This window comes from Lysobacter spongiicola DSM 21749, assembly GCF_900167055.1.
In the GTDB taxonomy this organism is placed as follows: domain Bacteria; phylum Pseudomonadota; class Gammaproteobacteria; order Xanthomonadales; family Xanthomonadaceae; genus Novilysobacter; species Novilysobacter spongiicola.
Map to the genome: position 1 here is coordinate 40,204 of NZ_FUXP01000002.1, position 21,493 is coordinate 61,696.

Sequence of the window (21,493 nt, forward strand, 5' to 3'; positions counted from 1 at the left end):
TTCAGATATCGCGTACGACCCGGAAGCCGATACGCGCATTCGTGGTGTCGGACTCGCTGGCAATGCGCCAGGCCGACCGCGTCTGCTGGGGCGAGCTCGCCCAGGACCCGCCCCGTACCACCTTGGTGCGGCAACCGGGATTGATCCAGGCCTTGCCATCAGCAGGTGCGCGCCGGTAGCTGTCATGCCAGCAGTCGGACACCCATTCGCTGACATTGCCGGCCACGTCGTGAAGGCCGAATGCATTGGCCGAATACGACTCCACAGGCGCGGGGCCCCATGCACCATCGCCGTAGTCCTCGAAAGCGTTCCGCCAGCGGCGACCACTCGGCGAGACGTCGCCGCTCCCGGTGAAGTTGCCCGCGCCTTCGGGCGGCGCGCCGTCTCCCCACGGGTAGGTGGACTGGCTGCCAGCGCGCAGCATGTACTCGAACTCGGCTTCGCTGGGCAGCCGGTAGTGGTGCCCGGTCTGCGAAGACAGCCACTCCGCATACGCCGCCGCGTCCTGGGCGCTGACGTGGATCACGGGCATGTCATCCGGGGCCGGGTTGCCCACGTAATCCGACTGCCAGTCCATCCCGCTGCGGCGCACCAGGTTGCCGCTGCGTTCGTCATAGACGATCGAATGGCCGCGGCGGGTGGAGCGAGGCACGTGCCCGCTCGATGACACGAACCGGCGGAACTCGCCCACCGTCACCTCGTGGCGGGAAACGGCGAGGCCGCGATCGAAGCGAATGTTGCGGGTGGGCCGTTCGGCGTCGGTCGCCTCCTGTTCGTCCGGTGCCGCGCCCATGCGGAAGGCACCATGGGGAATCACCACCATTTCCGGGCCACGCCCACCACTTGCCATCGCCTCGGTGAAAGCCTGGCCGGGTCGGAACAGGCCGTAGTGGGTGGCCAGTTCGATGCGCTCGCGCAGTTGCACGGCGGCCGCATCCCCTGCCGGCGCGATGCGCAGCAGGGTCGCGAGATGCTCGCGGGCCGTATCGATTCCGTGCTCGCGCCCCAGCGCCGCGATACCGAGGTCACGCAGCGCCCCGACGCGCGCGCCGCGCTGGCGCTGGATGCGCAGCCGGGCGTCATCCACCGTCTCCATGCCCGGACGTACCTGCGCGGCGCGGTCGAGCCATTCCACCGCACCCGCGTAGTCATCGTTTGCCGCCCGCTCCTCGGCTTCCCGGATCAGCGCGCTCTCGGCGGCAGCGAGCCCTTGCGTGGCCCTCGCGTCACCCGGCCGGATCCCGAGTGCAGCGCGGAAGCGCGCAATGGCGCTGTTTTCCCCGCCATCGATCCGGCCGGCATTGAGCGCCTGTTCGCCGCGCCGGTTCTCCGCAGAAGCGCGCTCGGCCACCTCCAGGCGCTCCAGGAAAGCCGCCGCTTCCCGGTCGTCGGTTGCAACGGCGCGTACCACCGCCCCCACCTCCTGCGCATCCCGCAAGGCGGCCGGCTCCAGATCCATGCGCTCGATGGCCCGCGTGCCCTGTTCCAGCAGGAGCGACAGCGAGCGGTCGAGCCCTTCCTGCACCTCACGGTCCGCGGGCGCCTCCTCACGCAGGGCCAGGTAGAGCGGGATCGCATCGTCGGCTTCGCGAAACAGCTCGCCCGACTCCAGCGCTTCCGCGGCGGCGGCCTTGGTCTCTTCGAGATCCGCCTCCGCGCCGTCGACCGGCGCTTCGGGCACATTCCATTCCGGTACCGGGGCCACTTCCTGTTCCGGCGCGACGGTCACGATCGGCGCTTCATCCCCGCGTTCGCCCGTGGCCGCCGCTCCGCCTTCCGGTTGCTGGCCGCCTTCGCGCGAACAGCCCGCGCCCATCGCCAGCACCAAGGCCAGGCCAAGGCAGCCGGCTGCACGGACGACGTGACCTGGTGATGCATGCTGTGGCAATCGTGCGCGCAAACGTCCTCCAAGCCGGCTGGCCATGCGGGGCGGCCCAAGAGGGCGAACTGAAAGTAGGCTATTGTCGCCCGCCCCGGCAACTTCCGTCTTCGACTCGCCCCCCAGTGCAAAGTTCATCCAATCCTCCTCCCTGCCCTCCGGCTCCCGCCCCCTCGTGGATCGCCGACCCCGCCGAGCTGGCCGGACGCCTCGCGTACGGCCCCTGCCGCATCGGCATCGATACCGAATTCATCCGGGAGCGCACCTATTGGCCGCAACTTGCGCTGGTGCAGATCGCGCATGAACGGGACGGGGGCCAGGAAGTGCTGCTGGTCGACACGCTGGCCCCGGGCATGGCCGAGGCCCTCGCACCGATCCTGGCGGACCGCTCGATCCTGAAGGTGATGCACAGCCCCAGCGAAGACCTGGTGGCGTTCCGGCACACCTGTGGCGTGGTCCCGCGGCCGCTGTTCGATACCCAGCTGGCGGCGGCCCTGGCCGGCATTGGCGGCGGCATGGGCTACCAGCGGCTGGTTGAGCAACTGACCGGGGTGGCGCTGGCGAAAGGCGAGACCCGGTCGGACTGGCTGCGCCGCCCGCTGTCGCCTGCCCAGCTGGAGTACGCTGCCGACGACGTGCGCCACCTGTTCGAGATGCACGACGTGCTGGAGGGCATGCTCGGCGAGCTCGGTCGCGGCGAATGGCTGGAGGCCGATGCAGAACGCGTGGCCGACATGGCTGAAGATAGCGCGCTGGAACGGTGGCCGCATCTGTCGATGCGGAGCGCCGGCTTCCTCGACCTGGATGCCCAACGGCGCCTGTTGCGGCTGCTGCGCTGGCGTGACGCCCATGCCCGCGACTCCGACCGTCCGCGCACCTGGATCCTCGACAATGAGCTCGCCGTGGCCATCGCTCGCCAGCCACCGGCCGACCGCGATGCATTGCAGGCACAGCTTGAGGCCCACCCCAAGGCGCCGCGCAAGCTCGGCGATGCGATCTGGCGTGCACTGCAGGAAGCTGCCGACGACGAGTCCGCGGTTCCCGATGCTGGCGCCGCGGAAAAGCGCGACAAGAACCGCCTCCGCCAGCTGCAGACAGCGGTCGCGACCCGCAGCGCCGAACTCGGCCTGCCCGATGGCGTGTTGGCCTCCCGTCGCCACCTCGAGCACCTGATGGACCGGGGCGAGTGGCCGGATGCACTGGCGGGCTGGCGCCGGGAATTGCTGGAGCCCGTGCTCGCGCCGCTGCTGACGGAAGCCGGTGCCCCACCGCCGCCCGTGGACGGCTAGAATCCCGCTGCGCCGCGGTCTCGTTCATCCAGGACGGCGGCGACGGGCGCTACGCACAGGGGGAACAACATGTCCATCAAGCTTGTCCTTGCAGCGGCCATCGCCGCGGCAACCATCGTCGCGCCCACCGTGGCCTCTGCCCAGGAAGCCACCTTCGGCCAGTTCACCCACGTCGAAGCCGAGGACGATTTCGACGACAGCGACCGCAGCTTCGTCTATGCCGACTCCACCACCAACGACGGCGCCTCCTCGCTGATCTGGCGCTGCATGGAAGACGGGCTCAACGTGCTGTACCACTTCGCCGCCTACAAGGGCGGTGACAGCGACGACGAAGTACTGGTGCGTTACCGGTTCGACGAGCTGGAAGCGACCGAACGCGAGTACTGGCCGTTGCTGCAGGGCCACAAGTCGGCACATATCCCGATGGACGAGGTCGCCTCGTTCACTTCCGTCGCCCGCCGCAGCGACGGCGTCGTGATCGAGGTGCTGGATCCGCTGGATGGTGAAGTGCAGAAGGATGCCTTCCTGCTGGAGGGGCTGGGACAGGCGCTGGCCACCCTCGACTGCGCCGGCATCTAATGCGGCAGCGGTGGGCCGGGTCGCGGGCCGGGGTGGCGCCAGCGCTGGCTCCCGGCTAGAATCGTGGCCTTCGTGGGGCGGTAGCTCAGCTGGGAGAGCGCCACGTTCGCATCGTGGAGGTCAGGGGTTCGATCCCCCTCCGCTCCACCACGAAAAAACAGGAGAGGCTGGACATCGCGTCCAGTCTCTTTTGTTATGCGCCTCCGTCTCGAAGGGGGGGAGGCCATCGCCCGCGGTTCCTGCGATAATCGTCCGGATCGGCCCCGTAGCTCAGCTGGATAGAGCGGTCCCCTCCTAAGGGACAGGTCACACGTTCGAATCGTGTCGGGGTCGCCAACCCGAGTTCCAGCGTTTTCCCGCGGGCTCCGCGCAATCCTGCGCCGCCCGCACCTGCGGAGCACCATCGCGCCCCGTTTCCCGGGCGCCCCAACAGGAGTTATCAATGACCCACCCCGTCCTCACCGCTCTCGGCCTGAACGACACCGAATCCGGCACCTACCTTGGCAATGGCGAATGGGCCACCGCCAGCGATGCCGGCGTCCTGGAGCCGCTCAACCCGACCGACGGCGAGGTGCTGGCGCGGGTCAATGCCACCTCCAAGGCCGATTACGACAAGCTGGTGACGCGCGCCCAGGAGGCCTTCAAGGTCTGGCGCGCCACCCCGGCCCCGCGCCGTGGCGAAGCTGTGCGCCTGTGCGCCGACGCCCTGCGCGAGAACAAGGACGCACTGGGTTCGCTGGTCGCGCTGGAAATGGGCAAGTCCAAGCCGGAAGGCGACGGCGAGGTCCAGGAAATGATCGACATCGGCGAGTTCGCCGTGGGCCTGTCGCGCCAGTTGTACGGCCTGACCATGCATTCCGAGCGCCCGGGCCACCGCATGTACGAGCAGTGGCACCCGCTGGGTCTGGTCGGGATCATCTCGGCGTTCAACTTCCCGGTCGCGGTGTGGGCCTGGAACGCGCTGGTGGCTGCTGCCTGCGGTGACATCTCCATCTGGAAGCCTTCGGGCAAGACCCCGCTGTCGGCGATCGCCTCCATCCGGATCTGCAACGAGGCGCTGAAGAAGGGCGGCTTCCCGGACATCTTCTTCCTGTTCAACGACGCCGGCACCGAGCTGGCGGAGACCTTCGTCGACGACAAGCGCGTCCACCTGATCAGCTTCACCGGCTCGACCAAGGTGGGCCGCCACGTCGGCGAGCGCGTTGCCCGCCGCATGGGCCGTTCGCTGCTCGAGCTGGGCGGCAACAACGCGATGATCGTCGATGCCACCGCCGACCTGAAGCTGGCGATCCCGGCGATCGTGTTCGGCGCCGTCGGCACCGCCGGGCAGCGCTGCACCACCACCCGCCGCGTCTTCATCCACGAGTCGATCTACGACGACGTGCTGGCCAAGCTGGTCACCGCCTACAAGCAGGTCGAGAAGAAGATCGGCGACCCGACCGACCCGGCCAACCTGATGGGCCCGCTCAACAGCCAGGAAGGCGTGCAGGCGTACCTGGCCGCGATCGAGAAGGCCAAGGCCGCCGGCGGCAAGGTCGAGACCGGGGGCGAGAAGCTGGACCGCAAGGGCAACTTCGTACTGCCGGCGCTGATCACCGGCCTGTCCAACGATGCCGAAGTGGTGCAGACCGAGACCTTCGCGCCGATCCTCTACGTGATGAAGTTCAAGGACCTGGACGAAGCGCTCCGGATGCAGAACGACGTGCCGCAGGGCCTGTCGTCGGCCATCTTCACCGAGAGCCTCAAGGCATCCGAGCAGTTCCTGTCGGCCTGGGGTTCGGATTGCGGCATCGCCAACGTCAACATCGGCACCTCCGGTGCGGAGATCGGCGGCGCGTTCGGCGGCGAGAAGGAAACCGGCGGCGGTCGCGAATCCGGTTCGGATGCGTGGCGTGCCTACATGCGCCGCCAGACCAACACCATCAACTACTCCGACGAACTGCCGCTGGCCCAGGGCATCAAGTTCGACCTCTGACCCAGTCCCGCTCCCCGAGACCCGCCCATGAGCGATCCCGCACCCGTCAGCGTCCCCCCGCCGGCCCCCGTGGCCGGCAGGCCGCCCACCACCAGCACGCTGGCGGTGGTCAGCCTGGTCTGCGGCATCCTCGGGTGGACGATGCTGCCCGGTCTCGGCAGCATCGTGGCGATCATCACCGGCCACCTGGCGCGTTCCGAAATCCGGAACGCGTCACCTGCACTGGAGGGTGACGGCCTGGCCGTCGCCGGGCTGGTGCTGGGATACAGCATGATCGCGGTCGCCGTGGCCGCGATCATGATGTTCGTGGTGTTCTTCGGCGGGATCTTCGCCCTGGCTGCGTTCAGCGGCGCCTGACGGCGCATGTACCGCTTCGCCCGCCCCGTCCTGTTCCGGCTCGATGCCGAGCGGGCACATGACCTGACCCTGCGCGCCCTGGACCGTGCCGCGGCGACGATGCCGTCGCTGCTTCCCGGGCGTCCGCAGCCCTTGCCCACCCGCGTCTTCGGCCTGGACTTCCCCAACCCGGTCGGCCTCGCCGCCGGGCTGGACAAGAACGGCGCCCACATCGACGCCCTGCTCGCCCTCGGCTTCGGGTTCGTGGAGATCGGTACCGTCACGCCCCGGCCGCAAGCGGGCAACCCGCGGCCGCGCATGTTCCGGCTGCCCGGCCAGCAGGCGATCATCAACCGGCTGGGCTTCAACAACGCCGGCGTGGACGCACTGGTGCGCAACGTCGAAAAAGCCAAGCGTCCCAGCGGGCTGCTGGGCATCAACATCGGCAAGAACAAGGACACCCCCAACGAGATCGCCGAGGGGGACTACATGTACTGCCTGTCGCGGGTCTATCCGCTGGCGGACTACGTGACGGTCAACATCTCCTCGCCCAACACCGCCGGCCTGCGCGAACTGCAGGAAGAGCAGTTGCTGCGCCGGTTGATCAGCATCCTGAGGGAAGAGCAGGAGCGGCTGGGCGCCAAGCACGGCCGACGCATCCCGATGCTGGTGAAGATCGCGCCCGACCTGTCCGAGGCCGATATCGAGGCCTGCGCGCGCGTGCTTTCGGAGCTGGAGGTGGACGGCGTCATCGCCACCAACACCACGGTCTCTCGCATGGCCGTCGAGGGTGTACCGGGCGCCTCGGAACAGGGCGGACTGTCCGGCCGCCCGCTCATGGGACAGGCGACCACCGTGTTGCGCATGATGCGTACCCGCCTGCCCGAATCCATTCCGCTGGTCGGCGTTGGCGGCATCCTCTCGGGTGCGGATGCGGTGACCAAGATGGCGGCTGGTGCGAGCCTGGTGCAGTGCTACACCGGGCTGGTGTACCGCGGTCCCGAACTCGTGGGCGAGTGCGTGGAAGCGATCCGCCGGCGCAAGTTCGCGCCCAGCAGCGGCCCGGTACCGCCGATCGCATGAACGGTTCCGTCCGCGTCCAGCGCGACGTATCGCTACGCCAGCTCAACACTTTCCACGTTCCGGCGCGCGCGCGCCTGCTGGCAGAGGTGGCGGATGCAGCCGCTTTGCCGGAACTGCTTGCCCACCCGGACTTCGCGGCCTCCCGGCCGCTCGTACTTGGCGGTGGAAGCAACCTGCTCTTCGTATCCGACCCGGTGCAGCCCCTGCTGATGCTGACCGGCACCACCGTGCAGGTGCTGCCGGATGTCGACGGCTGCGCCATCGTGCGGGCCGCTGCGGGCGTGGCGTGGCACGACTTCGTCCTGGCGACGGTGGACCAGGGCATGGGCGGGCTGGAGAACCTGGCATTGATTCCCGGCACCGTGGGCGCCGCGCCGATCCAGAACATCGGCGCCTACGGGGTGGAAGTGTGCGAGTTCATCCACGCGGTCGAAGCGTACGAGCCCGCCGCCGGGGAATGGTGCCGGCTGTCGGCCGATGCCTGCCGGTTCGGCTACCGGGACAGCCTCTTCAAGCAGCAGCCGGACCGCTTCATCGTCACTGCGGTCGAGTTCGCGCTGCCACGGCCACATGTCCCGCGGCTGCGCTACGCCGGGTTGCTCGAAGCACTCGGCCGCCAGGGTGCGGATGGCGCTCCCACCCCGCGCGAGATCGCCGAGGCGGTCATCGCCATCCGCCGCAGCAAGCTGCCGGACGCCGCAGTGATCGGCAACGCCGGCAGCTTCTTCAAGAATCCGATCGTCGACCGGATGACAGCGGAGGCATTGGGTGCGGACCATCCCGCCCTTCCCGTTTTCCCTGGTCCAGACCCGTCCACGCGGAAACTGTCCGCCGCCTGGCTCATCGATGCCTGCGGCTGGAAAGGCCACCGTGACGGCGATGCCGGCGTGGCGGCCAGCCATGCGCTGGTCCTGGTCAACCACGGGACCGCCACCGGCCAGCAGTTGCTGGAGCTGGCCAGGGGCATTTCCACTTCGGTCCGCGAACGCTTCAACGTGGCGCTCGAACCCGAGCCGCGGCTGGTGGGTGCCACGTGGTGATCGCCTCGCAGCACACCCGCGCCGCGCTGCTGATGCTCGGCAGCACCGGCTTCTTCGCGCTCATGGTGATCGTGATCCGGCTGGCATCGGAATCGCTGCACACGTTCGAGATCGCCTTCTTCCGCTCGTTCTTCGGCCTGCTTGCCGCCCTGCCGCTCCTGCTGAGGCACGGTCCGGGCCTGCTGCGAACCACGCAGGCACCGCGGTACGTGGTGCGTTGCGTCCTGGGCACCGCATCGATGTTGTGCGGCTTCTGGGCGATCGGCCACCTGCCGCTCGCACAGGCGGTGTCGCTGTCGTATTCCACGCCCCTGTTCGTCACCATCGCCGCTGCCCTGTGGCTCGGCGAGCAGGTCCGTGCCAGGCGCTGGACGGCAGTGGTACTCGGCTTCATCGGCGTGCTGGTGATCGTGCGCCCGGGGACGGCGGAGTTCTCGGCAGGCACGCTGGTCGCCGTGGCGGCCGCGGTCATCAGCGGCATCGTTGCGATACAGATCAAGCAGTTGTCCCACACCGAGCCGGCCGACCGCATCGTCATCCTGACCACCGCGCTGTGGGTGCCGATGTCGCTCATACCGGCACTGACGGTATGGGAATGGCCGCAAGGCATCACCTGGTTGTGGGTCGCCGCCGCCGGCGTGCTGGGCACGGCGGGGCACATGCTGTGGACGCGGGCGCTCAAGCTGGGCGATGTTTCGGCGCTCACACCGATCAGCTTCATGCAGTTGCCGATCGTGGCGGTGCTGGGCTTCCTGCTGTTCGGGGAAGCGGTGGACCGCTGGACGGCCATCGGGGCGGCGATCATCCTCTTCGCGAACGGCTATATCGCGCATCGCGAGGCACAGCTGGCTCGGCGCGCAGCGACTGCTGCGGCAACCTCCGCGGTCGAGCCCGGGCAGTAGAAACAGGAACCCCGGCGCGTGGCCGGGGCTCCCGTCGTGCTTCAGGGCGCGAAGCTCAGAACTGCAGGCTCCACAGGTCGATCTTGCCGGTGTCGTAGTTGTAGTTGTCGTTGACGCGCAACTTCCACACGCCGTTGGCGACTTCCGAGGAGGCATCGACCGAATAGGTCGCGTCGATGTCGTTGGCGCTGCCACCGCTGCGGTTGCGCAGGTTGTACACGCTCCCGTCCGGGGCCACCAGGTCGACGCGCAGGTCGCCGACGTAGGTATGGTCGATGCTCACCGTCACCTCCAGGTCCGAGGGGGCATTGCCCGCCACGCCGGAGACTTCGATCGGGCTCTCGACCGTGGCACGGTCGCGGATCTGCACGTCGGTGCCGTTCTCGAAGTAGGTGTTGCCACCGCCGCCGCCATCGTCATTGAAGCTGCCGGTCAGGCTCACGCCCGAGAACGCGCTGTAGCCGCGCACCATGACGTGGTAGGTGCCTTCCTGCACGTTGGCGATGCTGCAGGTCTCGTTGTTGCCGGACAGGTACGGACGGCAATCGTAGGTGGTGGTGGTCGGTGCCGCGCCGAAGCGGACGTACAGATCCGCATCACCGGTGCCGCCGGCCATCTGGAACACCAGATTGGAGGCGCCAGCGGGCACTTCCAGCGTCCAGAACTGCTGGCTTCCCGAAGCGCCGGCGATTCCGGTCTCCGGCACGCCGTTCTCGAGCTCGCCGCCGCCCGGCGGCGGATCCTCGCCACCACCTTCGCAACTGACGCCGACCACCGCGAACGCCGCGGTCACGTCAGCCACTGGCAGGCCGAGTTCGCTCGCACCCGCCTCGACGCCACAGGCACCCTCGTCGAAGCCGGTGGTGGGCTGCCACTCGAACTGGTTGGCGTAGGCGAACACCTGGAACGCCAGCTTCGGATCCCAGCCACTGGTCTGCGACAGTTCGCAGTAGGCCTTGTTGTAGACGCCACTGGAGTAGTGCACGTCCAGGCCGTCGTAGTAGTCGTCGGCGTGGTCGATCGAGGCGCCGTCCTGGGTCGGGTTGCACATGTAGCGCAGCGATCCGTTGCCCTTGAAGATGTCGGCCCCGACCAGGAAGTCGTTGCTTCCACGGTCGAAGAACTCCGCGGCCTCGCCGGCCATGTCCGAGAAGGCCTCGTTCATGCCGCCGGACTGGTACTGGTACTGCAGGTCCGAGTTCTGCTCGGTGAAGCCGTGGCTGACCTCGTGTGCGCTGACGTCCAGCGACACCAGCGGGTGGAACGTATTGAGGCCGTCGCCGAAGGTCATCGAAGAACCGTTCCAGAAGGCGTTCTCGTAGCCGTTGCCGTAGTGCACGTTCATCTTCAGGCGGAACGTCAGCGGCGGCGCTCCGACATAGTCGTTGAACATGTCATAGACGACGCCACCGAAGTGGTGGGCATCGTTCAACGGCGAATAGGCGCCGTTGATCTCCTTCACGGTGTTGGTCGGGCAGTTGAAGGTATGGATCGGACCGCTGCTGCCGTGGTTGAAGTTGTGCGTCTCGACGTTGGTGTTCACCATCGAGCAGGTGCTGCCCGATTCCTGCACGTCCAGCGCGGGATAGTCGGTGCCGTAGTCATAGCGGCCGATCTTCTCGTTGCCACCCGGGCCGAAGCCGTCGGCGTAGGTCAGGCCTTCCCACTGGTCGAGCACTTCGCCGGTATTGGCGTCGATGATGGCGGTCGGGCGCGTCGGCGCCACGCCGTCATCGGCGAAGAACGAAGTCACGTACACCAGCCGGGCCGGCCCCTGTTCCGCGTAGACGAAGAGCCTGGTCTGCTCGACGCTGATGTCCGCCCCCCTGGCGAGTGCCTGGGTGTTGCGCGCGAGGATCGCCTGCGCGCGCTGCGGGCTCAGCTTCGGCGTGACCGAAGGCAGGTCCACCTGGACGTCCTCCAGCACCTGGCCACGGACGCGCAATGCGTTGCCGCGGTCATCCTGGACGACGGCGACGCTGTGGCCGTACACCGGCACGCCGCGGTAGGTCTGCTGCATGCGCACGGTGCGGGTGCCATTGCTGAGCGGACCGGCGGTGCGCTCGGTGAGCGCCATTCCGGCGCCAAGGCCCAGTTGGGCCGACAGGCGGTCCGTCGGCATGCCGCCGAGATCCTGCTGCGGAACCTGTTGGGTGGTGGCTGCCGTGGCGGCCGATGCGGCGACCATGCCGATCGCGGCGACCAGCAGCTTGATTCGATTCGAACGCGGGGTAGGTGACATCCCGAAACTCCTCTTTTCCATGAGAACGTCCACCGCGATGCGGTGGCGCGGATTCAGCTTTTCCCCCTGTTCCGCAGGATCGTCCCTGACCGGTAGGTACCGGCAGCCATCAATCCGGATGTGGATCGACCCTTCGGATCGTCGCAGTGCCGAAAACGGCGACCGGCTGACGCTATGCGTCACATGACGGGCACGTCAACCGGTGTCCGGAGCGCCGCAGCGGGCTCCGGCCCTCCATGGCCATACCCCCAGGTCCGTCCCGGACGCTGCAGGCCCCGCCAGTTCTTGCGTCGCGGCGTGGCCGAGCAATGCAGCCCCCTGCAACACGGACGAAACAATGTTCCAGGAATATTGACGCGACGCAGCAGCGGTTTCCGCGCCCGCTACTGGTCGAACCCTGTCTGCCAGGGCCGGGCGTGGAAGCGGAACAGCACGAAGTACGACACTCCGACCCACGCACTGGCCGCGGCCCAGCCGGCCAGGATGTCCGACGGGTAATGCACCCCGAGGTAGATCCGCGAGAAACCGACCAGCACCACCGCCGGCGGCAGGAGCACGGCCGCAGCCCAGCGCCAGCGGGTATGCCATGCCAGCAGGAACAGCACGCATGCCAGGGTGGCCGAGCCCATGGCGTGCCCGCTGGGGAAGCTGTAGGTGAGCTCGGGTGTGATGGATTCCCACAACGATGGCCGCTCACGCGCGAACACCAGCTTCGTTCCCATGTTGAGCAAGGCCGACCCACCCAGCGCCACGGCGGCGAACGTCGCCTCGCGCAACCGCCGCATCGCGAACAGCGACAGCACCAGCAGGATGTCCAGGGGCACCACCCCGTGCAGATAACCCAGGTCGGTCACCACCACGAAGAACCGGTCCAGCCCTTCACTCGCCAGACCCTGGGCCCAAAGCAGCAGTGGCTCGTCGAATGCGAATCCCTCCCGGTCGGCGACTTCGTCCGCGAGTTCCGCAAAAAGCCACAAGGGCAACAGCAAGCTGAAGAACGCGAGCAGCAGGCTCCCGCCGTGACGTTCCCAGAGTTCGAGCAGTATCCGACGCTCGGCGCGTACGGCGCCTTGCGCGGAGCCGGAAGCCGGGTCAGTCGGGCCTGGGGCCGCCATAGTGCCGCTCCACGTAGCTGTCGATCAGTCCGACGAACTCGTCGGCGATGCGCTCCCCCCGCAGTGTCACGGTCTTTTCGCCGTCCTCGAACACCGGGGCCGAAGGTGCCTCGCCCGTGCCCGGCAACGAGATGCCGATGTTGGCATGGCGCGATTCGCCAGGTCCGTTCACCACGCAGCCCATGACCGCCAAGGTGAGGTTCTCCGCGCCCGGATGCGTGACCTTCCACTCCGGCATGCGGGCGCGGACGTGCTCCTGCACCTTCTGCGCGAGCTCCTGGAAGAAGGTGCTGGTGGTGCGCCCGCAGCCGGGGCATGCGGTGACCATTGGCGTGAACGCGCGCAGCCCCATCGTCTGCAGCAACTCCTGCGCGACCACCACCTCGTTGGTCCGCGACTGGCCCGGCTCGGGGGTCAGCGAAATCCGGATGGTGTCGCCGATCCCCTCCTGCATCAGCACCGCGAGCGCCGCGGACGACGCCACGATGCCCTTGCTGCCGATCCCGGCCTCGGTCAGCCCGAGGTGCAAGGCATGGTCGCCGCGCCGGGCGAGCTCGCGATAGACGGCGATCAGCTCCTGCACGCCGCTGACCTTCGCGCTCAACACGATGCGCTCCGGCGGCAGCCCCAGTTCGACCGCACGCCCGGCGGAATCCAGTGCGGAGCGGATCAGCGCCTCGCGCAGCACCCTGCCCGCCTCCCACGGCACCGCCCGCTCATGGTTCTCGTCCATCAGGCGCGTCGCCAGCGCCTGGTCGAGCGAACCCCAGTTGGCACCGATGCGCACCGGCTTGCCGTACTTGATGGCGAACTCGATCAGGGTGGCGAACTGGCTGTCGCGCTTCTTGCCGAAGCCGACGTTGCCGGGGTTGATGCGGTATTTGGCCAGCGCCTCGGCGCATGCCGGCTCGCCTGCCAGCAACTGGTGCCCGTTGTAGTGGAAGTCGCCGATCAGCGGCACCGGCGCGTTCATCATCGCCAGCTTGTCGCGGATGCGGGGCACCGCGGCGGCGGCCTCGGCCGTATTGACCGTGAGCCGCACCAGCTCCGAGCCGGCGCGCCACAGCTGCGCAACCTGCTTCACCGTGCCGTCGATGTCGGCCGTATCGGTGTTGGTCATGGACTGCACCACCACTGGCGCACCGCCACCCACCGTCACGCCACCGATATCGACGGGTCGGGTATGGCGGCGCGCTTGCGGACCGAAGGTGGGAGCGGCGTCGGGGCCGTGTGCATCGGGATTCATGGCGCGCATTGTACCGCCGCCGGCCTGACTGCCCGGTCAGTCTCGGCCGCATCCAGGTGACCGTGGCGGGTCGCTGCGCTAGGGTATCGGGCCGCACCGCCCGGCCCTGCCATGCCCCTGGAAGACCCCGCCCGAGACGTCCTGACGCCGAGCCAGCTCAACACCCTGGCGCGCGACCTGCTGGAGGGTTCCTTCCCCCTGGTCTGGCTGGAGGCGGAACTGGGCAACGTGGCGCGTCCCGCGTCCGGGCACCTCTACTTCACCCTCAAGGATGCGCGCGCACAGGTGCGTTGCGCGATGTTCAAGCCCAAGAGCAGCTGGTTGAAGTTCGTGCCGCGCGAAGGCATGCGGGTCATGGCGCGCGGACGGGTGACGCTGTACGAGGCACGCGGCGAGTACCAGATGGTGCTCGACCACATGGAGGAGGCGGGGGAAGGTGCGCTCCGGCGCGCGTTCGACGAGTTGCGGGCCCGCCTGCAGGCGGAAGGACTGTTCGATGACGCCCGCAAGCGCCCCCTGCCCGCCTTCGCCAGGCGGATCGCCGTCATCACCTCGCCCACGGGCGCGGCGGTCCGGGACGTGCTGAGCGTGCTGGGCAGGCGCTTCCCGCTGGTCGAGGCCGACGTGCTGCCGGTGCAGGTGCAGGGAGCGGCCGCCGCGGCGCAGATCACCCGCATGCTCCAGCGTGCCGAGGCATCCGGACGCTACGACGTGATCGTGCTGGCGCGCGGTGGCGGTTCGCTCGAAGACCTGTGGGCGTTCAATGACGAGCACCTCGCGCGGGCGATTGCGACATGCCAGGTCCCGCTGGTCTCCGCCGTCGGCCATGAAACCGACTTCAGCCTGGCGGACTTCGCGGCCGATCTGCGGGCACCCACGCCGTCGGTCGCCGCCGAGCTGCTGGTGCCTGCTTCCGATGATCTTGCCCGGCGCCTGCGAACGCTCGAAGCAAGACTCCGGAGCCACCAGTCCCAGAGGCTGCACCGACTGATGCAGCGTACCGACCGGGCTGCCCTGCGCTTGAACGCGATGCGGCCACGGGCCCGACTGGACCTGCTGTGTCGCAGGCAGGCCGAAGCGTTGCGCCGACTTTCCGCGGCTCTGGCGCGGCGGCTCGAGCAGGACCGCGCCCGGGTCCGCCATGCCGACGCGGTGCTGCGGGCCGCCCATCCCGGGCGCCGCCTCATCCGTCTGCGTGAGCGCCTCGCCGCGGTGTCCAACCGGCCGCAGGCGGCGATCGCAAGACGCCTTTCCGACGACGCCAGGCAGCTGCGCGGGCTCGCGCGTTCTCTGGAGGCTGTGAGCCCGCTGGCGACGGTCGCCCGTGGCTACGCCATCCTCCAGCACCAGGACGGCCGGATCGTGCGCTCCGCGCTGGATGCCGCCCCCGGTGACCGCCTCGATGCGCGGCTGGCGGATGGGCAGTTGCGGTTACGCGTGGAGTAGTAACCTCGGGTGCTGGCCCCCACCAGGACCCCCGCGATGCCAAAGCTGAAGAAGCAGTACCCGTACTACCTCGCCGGCCGGCCGTTGCAGCCCAACGCCGACCTGCAGGTCCGCGACAAGTACAGCGGCCGCGTGGCCACCCGCGTCGCGATGGGCGATGCCGCTGCCGTCGAGAAGGCCATCGCTTCTGCGCATGCCGCCCGCGACGCTATGTCGGCTTTCACGCCGGACGCGCGGCGGGACGTACTGGAGCATTGCGTCCGCAGGTTCCGCGAACGCAGCGAGGAACTCGCCCACGCACTGTGCATCGAGGCGGGAAAGCCGATAGGCGACGCCCGTGGCGAGGTCGAGCGACTGGTCGACACCTTCCGGATGGCCGCGTCGGAGGCCACCCGCATCGGTGGCGAGGTGATCGAACTGCAGGTGTCGGAACGCACCCGCGGCTATCGTGGCATGACGCGCCGGTTCCCCATCGGGGCCTGCAGCTTCATCACGCCGTTCAACTTCCCCTTGAACCTGGTGGCGCACAAGGTGGCGCCAGCGGTGGCGGCCGGTTGTCCGTTCGTGCTCAAGCCCGCAGCCAAGACGCCCATCGGAGCGCTGATCATCGCCGAGGTCCTGGCCGAAACCGACCTCCCCGAAGGCGCATTCTCCGTGCTGCCCTGCTCCAACGAGGACGCCGCCCCACTGGTGGAGGACGAGCGCATCGCGTTGCTGAGCTTCACCGGCGGACTGGTCGGCTGGGACATGAAGGCGCGGGCTGGACGCAAGAAGGTGGTGCTGGAGCTTGGCGGCAACGCCGCCTGCATCGTCGACGCCGACCCCGGCCTGGATCTGGACCACGTGGTCGAGCGCCTGGTGTCCGGGGCCTACTACCAGTCCGGCCAAAGCTGCATCAGCGTGCAGCGCATCCTCGCCCATGCCGACATCTACACCGCGCTGCGGCGGAAGCTGAAGGCGGCGGTGGCGAAGCTTCCCATGGGCGATCCGCGCGACGAGGACACCTTCATCGGACCGATGATCGACGAGGAGGCCGCGCGCAGGGTCGAAGGCTGGATCGCATCGGCCCGCAAGTCCGGTGCCAGGAAACTCGCCGGCGGCCCCCGGGAAGGCAACATGCTGCCGGCATGGCTGTTGGAGGACGTTCCGCGCGAAGCCGACCTCTATCGCAAGGAGGCATTCGGGCCGGTCGCGATGATGGAGCCGTTCGACGACTTCGAGCAGGCGCTGGATACGGTCAACGACAGCGAATTCGGCTTGCAGGCCGGCGTGTTCACCGCACGGCTGGACCATGCGATGCGCGCCTGGGAGCGGTTGAAGGTGGGCGGGGTCGTGATCGGTGACATCCCCAGCTTCCGCGTCGACAACATGCCCTATGGCGGTGTGAAGCAATCCGGGCTGGGCCGCGAAGGCGTGCGATACGCGATCGAAGACATGACCGAACAACGGCTCCTTGTCATCCGCGACGCTGGATAGCAGGCCGGGCGGCCTGCACTGCCAACCCCGATTGTCCTTGTCGTGCGTTTAAGCTCCTCGCAACGACAAGGAGACCGGTATGCACCAGAGCACGTCGAACACCACCAGCACTGCCTCGCGATCCGTCGCGCCATCAGGCGGCGCCGCGCGCCTGGCCGCCGCGGTGCTAGCCGCCCTCGCGCTGGCCGCCTGCAGCACAACCCATGACTCGCCCGTGGCAGCCGAATCCGGGGGCACGCGGGCTTCGGAACGTACTGCACCACCGATCGTCGTGGATGACCCGTCTCCGCTCGATGTTCCCGCGCCCCCGATCGCGCCGGCCGCGCCACCGGCACCGATGGCCTCGATGGCGAACCCCGCGAAGATGTTCGCGGTCTCCCCACCCGCGAATACCGAGCGCTATGCCGAGGTGGAGGACAATCCGGTCCAGCGCGCCTCCGAGCAACCGGTGTCGACGTTCTCCATCGATGTCGATACCGGCAGCTACAGCAACGTGCGACGCATGCTCACCGATGGCATCCGCCCGCCGGCCGATGCCGTGCGTGCCGAAGAGTTCATCAACTACTTCGACTACGGACACCCCGCTCCCGCCGACCGCGCGACGCCGTTCCGGGTCAGCACCGAGGTCGCCGCCGCGCCCTGGAACGCCGATCGCCAGTTGCTGATGATCGGCATCAAGGGCTACGACATCCCGCGCGACGAACTGCCGCCGGCCAACCTGGTGCTGCTGGTGGACACCTCGGGATCGATGCACTCGCCCGACAAGCTGCCGCTGCTCAAGCGCGCCATGGGCATGCTGGTGCGCCAACTGCGTCCGCAGGACCGCGTGTCCATCGTCGCCTACGCGGGATCGGCGGGCCTGGTGCTCGCCCCGACGCCGGGTGACCGGCAGGGCGAGATCCTCGCCGCGCTGGAGCAGCTCCAGGCCGGCGGCAGCACCAACGGTGGCGAAGGCATCAAGCTCGCGTATGCGATGGCGCGACAGGCGTACATCGAAGGCGGCGCCAACCGGGTGTTGCTGGCCACCGATGGCGACTTCAACGTCGGCACCGTGGACCAGAATGCACTGGAGACCCTGGTCGCCGACCAGCGCGACAGCGGCATCGCCCTGACCACGCTCGGCTTCGGCAGTGGTAATTACAACGACGCCCTGGCCGAGCGCCTGGCGGACCTGGGCAACGGCAACCATGCCTACATCGACAGCGCGCTGGAGGCGCGGCGGGTGCTGGTGGAGTCGATGGGGTCGACCCTGCTGACCATCGCCAGCGACGTGAAGGTGCAGGTCGAGTTCAACCCGGCGCGGGTCGCCGAGTACCGGCTGGTGGGCTACGAAAACCGCGTGCTACGCAACGAGGATTTCGCCAATGACAAGGTGGATGCCGGCGAGATCGGCGCGGGGCACGAGGTGACCGCGCTGTACGAGATCACGCTGGTCGGTTCACCGGCGGCACGCCTGCCGGCGCTGCGCTATGGCGCCCCACCAGTCGCTACCGGCGATGCCAATGCGAAAGAACTCGCCCACGTACGGCTTCGTTACAAGGACCCCGGCACGACGCACAGCAAGTTGATCGAAGCCCCGGTGCTGCCGACAGCGCCCGGCACGCAGCCGGGTGAAGCGATGAAGCTGGCCGCGACCGTCGCCGGGTTTGCCGATGCCCTGCGCGGCGGCACCCGCACCGATGGCTGGGGCTGGGAAGGGATCCTCGCCAGTGCCCGCACCGGTGATCGTGGACAACGACTGGCACCACGGGAGTTCATCGAACTGGTGGAGCAGGCGCGGATGTTGAGCGGCGGCACCGTCATGGGTCCCACAGGGGAGTCGCTCAGGAACTGATGGCCAGGTCCCCGGCCGGGTGCATCTGCTCGGCCGGGCGACCCAGCAGGAAACCCTGCCCGCAGGTGCAGCCCAGCTCGCGCAGGGCGATCCGCTGCTCCTCGGTCTCGATCCCCTCGCCGATGGTGTAGATGCCAAGCGTACCGGCCAACGCCTGGATCGCCCGCACCACCGCGATGCTCTCGGTCCGGCTGTCGCCGACCAGGCCGGCGACGAAGCTCTGGTCGATCTTCAGGCACTCGATCGGGAACCGGTGCAGGTACGACAGGGCGGAGTAGCCGGTGCCGAAATCGTCGAGCTGGGCCATGATCCCGTGGCTGCGCAGCGTCCTCAGCGTGCGCAGGGCGCGTGGCACGTCGTCGAGCAGAGCCACTTCCGTGATCTCGATGCGCAGGCGGCAGGGATCCGCGCCGGCGGCATCGACCAGCCGCAGCAAGCGGTCGGCGAAGTCGGGCGCACGGAAGTGGCGCGGCGAGACGTTGATCGAGATGTACCCTTCCCCGCCCCGCGCCAGCCGCGATATCACCTGCGCGTACATCAACCAGTCGACTTCTTCGATCAGGCCGTTGTCCTCGCCCAGGCCGATGAACTCCCCCGGGCTGAGCAGCCCACGCTCCTGGTGGCGCCAGCGCAGCAGTGCCTCGTGACCGATCACGGTGCGGTCGCTCAAGCGCACGATGGGCTGGTAATAGGCCACGAAACTGTCGACGTTGATGGCGCGGCGCAGGTCCGCCTCCAGGTCGAGGATCTGCACGGCGTGCTCGCGCATTGCTTCATCGAACACCGCCCAGCGGTCCCGTCCCCCGGCCTTGGCGCGATACATCGCGGCATCGGCGTCCCGCAGCAGCTCGGCGCCGTTGTGGTAGCGCGGGTGCCACATCGCGATGCCCAGGCTGGCCGAAGGGAAGACCTCCCGGCCTCCGACCCAGCACGGCTGCCCCAACGCATGGAGGATGCGCTGGGCGAGGTCCTCCGCGACGTGCAGACCGTCGATGTCGTCGATCAGGATCGCGAACTCGTCGCCGCCCAGCCGCGACACGGTGTCGTCGCCACGCACCGTGGCGACGATCCTGCGACCGGCCTCCACCAGCAGGTCGTCGCCGGCGGAATGGCCGACGCTGTCGTTGACGAGCTTGAACCTGTCCAGGTCCAGGAACAGGACTGCGAACGCGCGCGGCTGCGGGCCTGCCCGGCCCGGGCGGGTCCGGGTGCGGGCGGCGGTGATCGCCCCGGCGAGCCGGTCCAGCAACTGGTGGCGGTTGGGCAAACCGGTCAAGGCATCGTGCCGCGCCTGGTGGGTCAGTTGCTGTTCGGCCCGCATGCGCTCGCCGATCTGCTCCAGCAACTCCGCATTCGCCATCGCCAGCTCGCGTGTCCGCGATTCGACCCGCTGTTCGAGCTCGGCATGCGCGGAAACCAGCCGGTCCTGCCCCTGCTTGCGCGCCAGGCCGATCCCGATGTGGTGGGCCACGAAGGTCAGCAGGTCCTGGTCACGCGAGGTGAACCCGATCGCGGGCGAATAGCTCTGCACCACGATGACACCGACCACCGCCTCCTCGCGGTACAGGGGCACGCCGAGCCAGCAGTGCGACAGCGTGCCGTGGCTGCGCAAGCGCCCGCGCGCCTCGAGTTCGCTGATCCGGCTGCGGTCGGCCAGCAAGGGCTTGCCACTGGAGATGACGTACTCGGTCATGCCCATACCAATTGGCCGGCTGTCGCGTGCGACGTCGCGCTCGTCGATCGAATACGGGAATTCCAGTTGCTTGCCGTTGTCGGACACCAGCGCAATGTAGAAATTGCGCGCGTAGAGCAGCTCGCCCACGACATCGTGGACCTGGGCGTAGAACCGCTCCAGCGTCTCTGAGGTGATCGAGAGCTCGGCGATGCGGAACAGCGCGCGCTGCAGGCGCTCCGAACGCTGGCGTTCGACGATCTCTGCCTGGAGGTCGCGGTTGCTCTGCTGCAGGGCCTGGGTGCGCTCCTCGACCCGGCGCTCGAGCTGCTCCCGCGCGGTGTGCCGGTCGAGCGCCGTCAGGATGTGCTGGGCGACGAAGACGAGCAGCGCGCGTTCCTCCTCGCCGTAGCTGAAGGGGCGGTCATAACTCTGCACCACCACCGCGCCGCAGACCCGGTCGTCGCGGCGCATGGGCACGCCCAGCCAGTCCTGGCTGTCGGGACCGTGGTTGTCGTCGCGCTCCACGCCCAGTTGCGCGCGCACCCGGTCGGAGGAGCCCTGCGCCGGCTCACCATGCCGCAGCAGCGCCAGGGTGAGGCTGTTGGGCATCTCCGCAGCATGGATCTCGCGCTCGGGCTCGGCGACGTAGGAATCGATGCGATCGGCGAAGTAGAGGAAGCGGAAGGTGTCGCGCAGCTCGTCGTACAGCACGATGTAGAAATTCTCGGCATACATCAGCCCGCCGACGACACCGTGGATGCGCTCGAGCATGCGCGCCATCTCCAGGTCGGAGCCTGCGAGGTCGGCGATCTCGTACAACGCCTGCTGGAGCCGCTCGGACTTCTCCAGCGACTCCACGCGTGCCCGGGTGCGTGCCTTCTCCAGGTGCGCGTCGACCAGGCGGCGCGCCAGGCACGACCACGCCGACTGCATGGCTGGCACCACTTCCCCGGCCAGATCCACCGCGATGGCGGCGCGGCCATGTTCTCCTTCCCAGGCCTGGTCGAGCGGACCGGTGCTTTCCGAGTGGTGCCCCGGACGGCCGAGCAGCAGGTGCTCCGCGCGGTCCGACAACGCAGCGCTCACCCCGGCGCTCGCCGAGCCGCCCGGCGCGCCGGCCCCTTCACGCCAGCGCACGGCGACCTCCGCCCCGGCCGGAAGCGCCTGCTGCAGGACGGCCGCAAGCGAACCCGCGCCCCGCCCCGACTGCACGGCTTCCGTGTGCTCTGCTGGTCCTGGCTGCATCCCGTGGCTCTCGCCGAATCGCCCCCGATCGGCCGAGGATAGCGCGCCGGCAGGGTTCGCGGGACTTTCGGCATGGCAACCCCGCAGGCCGTGCCCGGGCGTTCCATCAACAATGGATTCCTGTCGTAAAT

General features: G+C 68.5%; 15 protein-coding genes and 2 tRNA genes. 12 read left to right on the forward strand and 5 right to left on the reverse strand.

The genetic code is table 11. The features are described 5' to 3' along the window. Position 1: 1 nt before the first annotated feature. A complete protein-coding gene (locus B5D37_RS04390; RefSeq protein WP_234987708.1) occupies positions 2-1,816 on the reverse strand; it encodes a formylglycine-generating enzyme family protein in 1,815 nt (604 codons plus the stop codon). Between the two features lie 188 nt (positions 1,817-2,004). Between B5D37_RS04390 and rnd the strand changes: the two genes are divergently transcribed. From rnd to B5D37_RS04435, 9 genes are all read left to right on the forward strand, one after another. Then, positions 2,005-3,168 carry a ribonuclease D gene (rnd, locus tag B5D37_RS04395; protein WP_425478030.1) on the forward strand — a complete coding sequence of 388 codons (1,164 nt, stop codon included), beginning with the start codon at positions 2,005-2,007 and terminating at the stop codon, positions 3,166-3,168. A gap of 69 nt (positions 3,169-3,237) precedes the next feature. Then, positions 3,238-3,747, forward strand: a complete 510-nt coding sequence (locus tag B5D37_RS04400) for a hypothetical protein (RefSeq protein WP_078757518.1) — start codon at positions 3,238-3,240, stop codon at positions 3,745-3,747. A gap of 74 nt (positions 3,748-3,821) precedes the next feature. After that, positions 3,822-3,897: transfer RNA gene (locus B5D37_RS04405), tRNA-Ala, on the forward strand. A 109-nt stretch (positions 3,898-4,006) separates the two neighbouring features. Beyond that, positions 4,007-4,083 (forward strand) — tRNA-Arg (locus tag B5D37_RS04410). A gap of 106 nt (positions 4,084-4,189) precedes the next feature. Beyond that, positions 4,190-5,722, forward strand: a complete 1,533-nt coding sequence (amaB, locus tag B5D37_RS04415) for an L-piperidine-6-carboxylate dehydrogenase (protein ID WP_078757519.1) — start codon at positions 4,190-4,192, stop codon at positions 5,720-5,722. Between the two features lie 27 nt (positions 5,723-5,749). Then, positions 5,750-6,079: a DUF4190 domain-containing protein gene (locus B5D37_RS04420; RefSeq protein WP_078757520.1), complete on the forward strand. Its 330-nt coding sequence runs from the start codon at positions 5,750-5,752 to the stop codon at positions 6,077-6,079. Between the two features lie 6 nt (positions 6,080-6,085). Continuing rightward, positions 6,086-7,141 carry a quinone-dependent dihydroorotate dehydrogenase gene (locus B5D37_RS04425; RefSeq protein ID WP_078757521.1) on the forward strand — a complete coding sequence of 352 codons (1,056 nt, stop codon included), beginning with the start codon at positions 6,086-6,088 and terminating at the stop codon, positions 7,139-7,141. Beyond that, entirely contained in the window at positions 7,138-8,181 is a 1,044-nt protein-coding gene (murB, locus tag B5D37_RS04430) for a UDP-N-acetylmuramate dehydrogenase (RefSeq protein ID WP_078757522.1), read from the forward strand. The genes B5D37_RS04425 and murB overlap by 4 nt, the downstream gene beginning before the upstream one ends. 32 nt (positions 8,182-8,213) lie before the next feature. Then, positions 8,214-9,083 carry a DMT family transporter gene (locus B5D37_RS04435; RefSeq protein ID WP_078757727.1) on the forward strand — a complete coding sequence of 290 codons (870 nt, stop codon included), beginning with the start codon at positions 8,214-8,216 and terminating at the stop codon, positions 9,081-9,083. Between the two features lie 55 nt (positions 9,084-9,138). Here B5D37_RS04435 and B5D37_RS04440 read toward each other — a convergent pair whose 3' ends face one another. The 3 genes from B5D37_RS04440 to ispG form a co-directional block, all read right to left on the reverse strand. Next, complete coding sequence (locus B5D37_RS04440; RefSeq protein ID WP_078757523.1) at positions 9,139-11,325, reverse strand: M4 family metallopeptidase; 2,187 nt, start codon at positions 11,323-11,325, stop codon at positions 9,139-9,141. Positions 11,326-11,708: 383 nt separating this feature from the next. Beyond that, the gene (locus B5D37_RS04445) at positions 11,709-12,440 is read right to left on the reverse strand and encodes a phosphatase PAP2 family protein (protein WP_078757524.1); all 732 of its coding nucleotides are present in this window, start codon (positions 12,438-12,440) and stop codon (positions 11,709-11,711) included. Beyond that, positions 12,418-13,686: a flavodoxin-dependent (E)-4-hydroxy-3-methylbut-2-enyl-diphosphate synthase gene (ispG, locus tag B5D37_RS04450; RefSeq protein WP_078757525.1), complete on the reverse strand. Its 1,269-nt coding sequence runs from the start codon at positions 13,684-13,686 to the stop codon at positions 12,418-12,420. The genes B5D37_RS04445 and ispG overlap by 23 nt, the downstream gene beginning before the upstream one ends. Positions 13,687-13,803: 117 nt before the next feature. Between ispG and xseA the strand changes: the two genes are divergently transcribed. The 3 genes from xseA to B5D37_RS04465 all read left to right on the forward strand — a co-directional run bounded on the left by xseA (position 13,804) and on the right by B5D37_RS04465 (position 18,442). After that, on the forward strand, positions 13,804-15,132 hold the full coding sequence (gene xseA / locus B5D37_RS04455; protein ID WP_425478035.1) for an exodeoxyribonuclease VII large subunit: 1,329 nt from the start codon (positions 13,804-13,806) through the stop codon (positions 15,130-15,132). 36 nt (positions 15,133-15,168) lie between these two features. Further along, positions 15,169-16,608: an aldehyde dehydrogenase family protein gene (locus tag B5D37_RS04460; RefSeq protein ID WP_078757527.1), complete on the forward strand. Its 1,440-nt coding sequence runs from the start codon at positions 15,169-15,171 to the stop codon at positions 16,606-16,608. A 79-nt stretch (positions 16,609-16,687) separates the two neighbouring features. Continuing rightward, positions 16,688-18,442 (forward strand): vWA domain-containing protein, encoded by a 1,755-nt coding sequence (locus B5D37_RS04465; RefSeq protein ID WP_078757528.1) that lies wholly within the window; start codon positions 16,688-16,690, stop codon positions 18,440-18,442. On the opposite strand, the gene B5D37_RS04470 is transcribed toward B5D37_RS04465, so the two are convergent. Continuing rightward, positions 18,432-21,362: a bifunctional diguanylate cyclase/phosphodiesterase gene (locus B5D37_RS04470; protein ID WP_078757529.1), complete on the reverse strand. Its 2,931-nt coding sequence runs from the start codon at positions 21,360-21,362 to the stop codon at positions 18,432-18,434. The two genes, B5D37_RS04465 and B5D37_RS04470, sit on opposite strands and share 11 nt — an antisense overlap. Between the last annotated feature and the right edge of the window lie 131 nt (positions 21,363-21,493).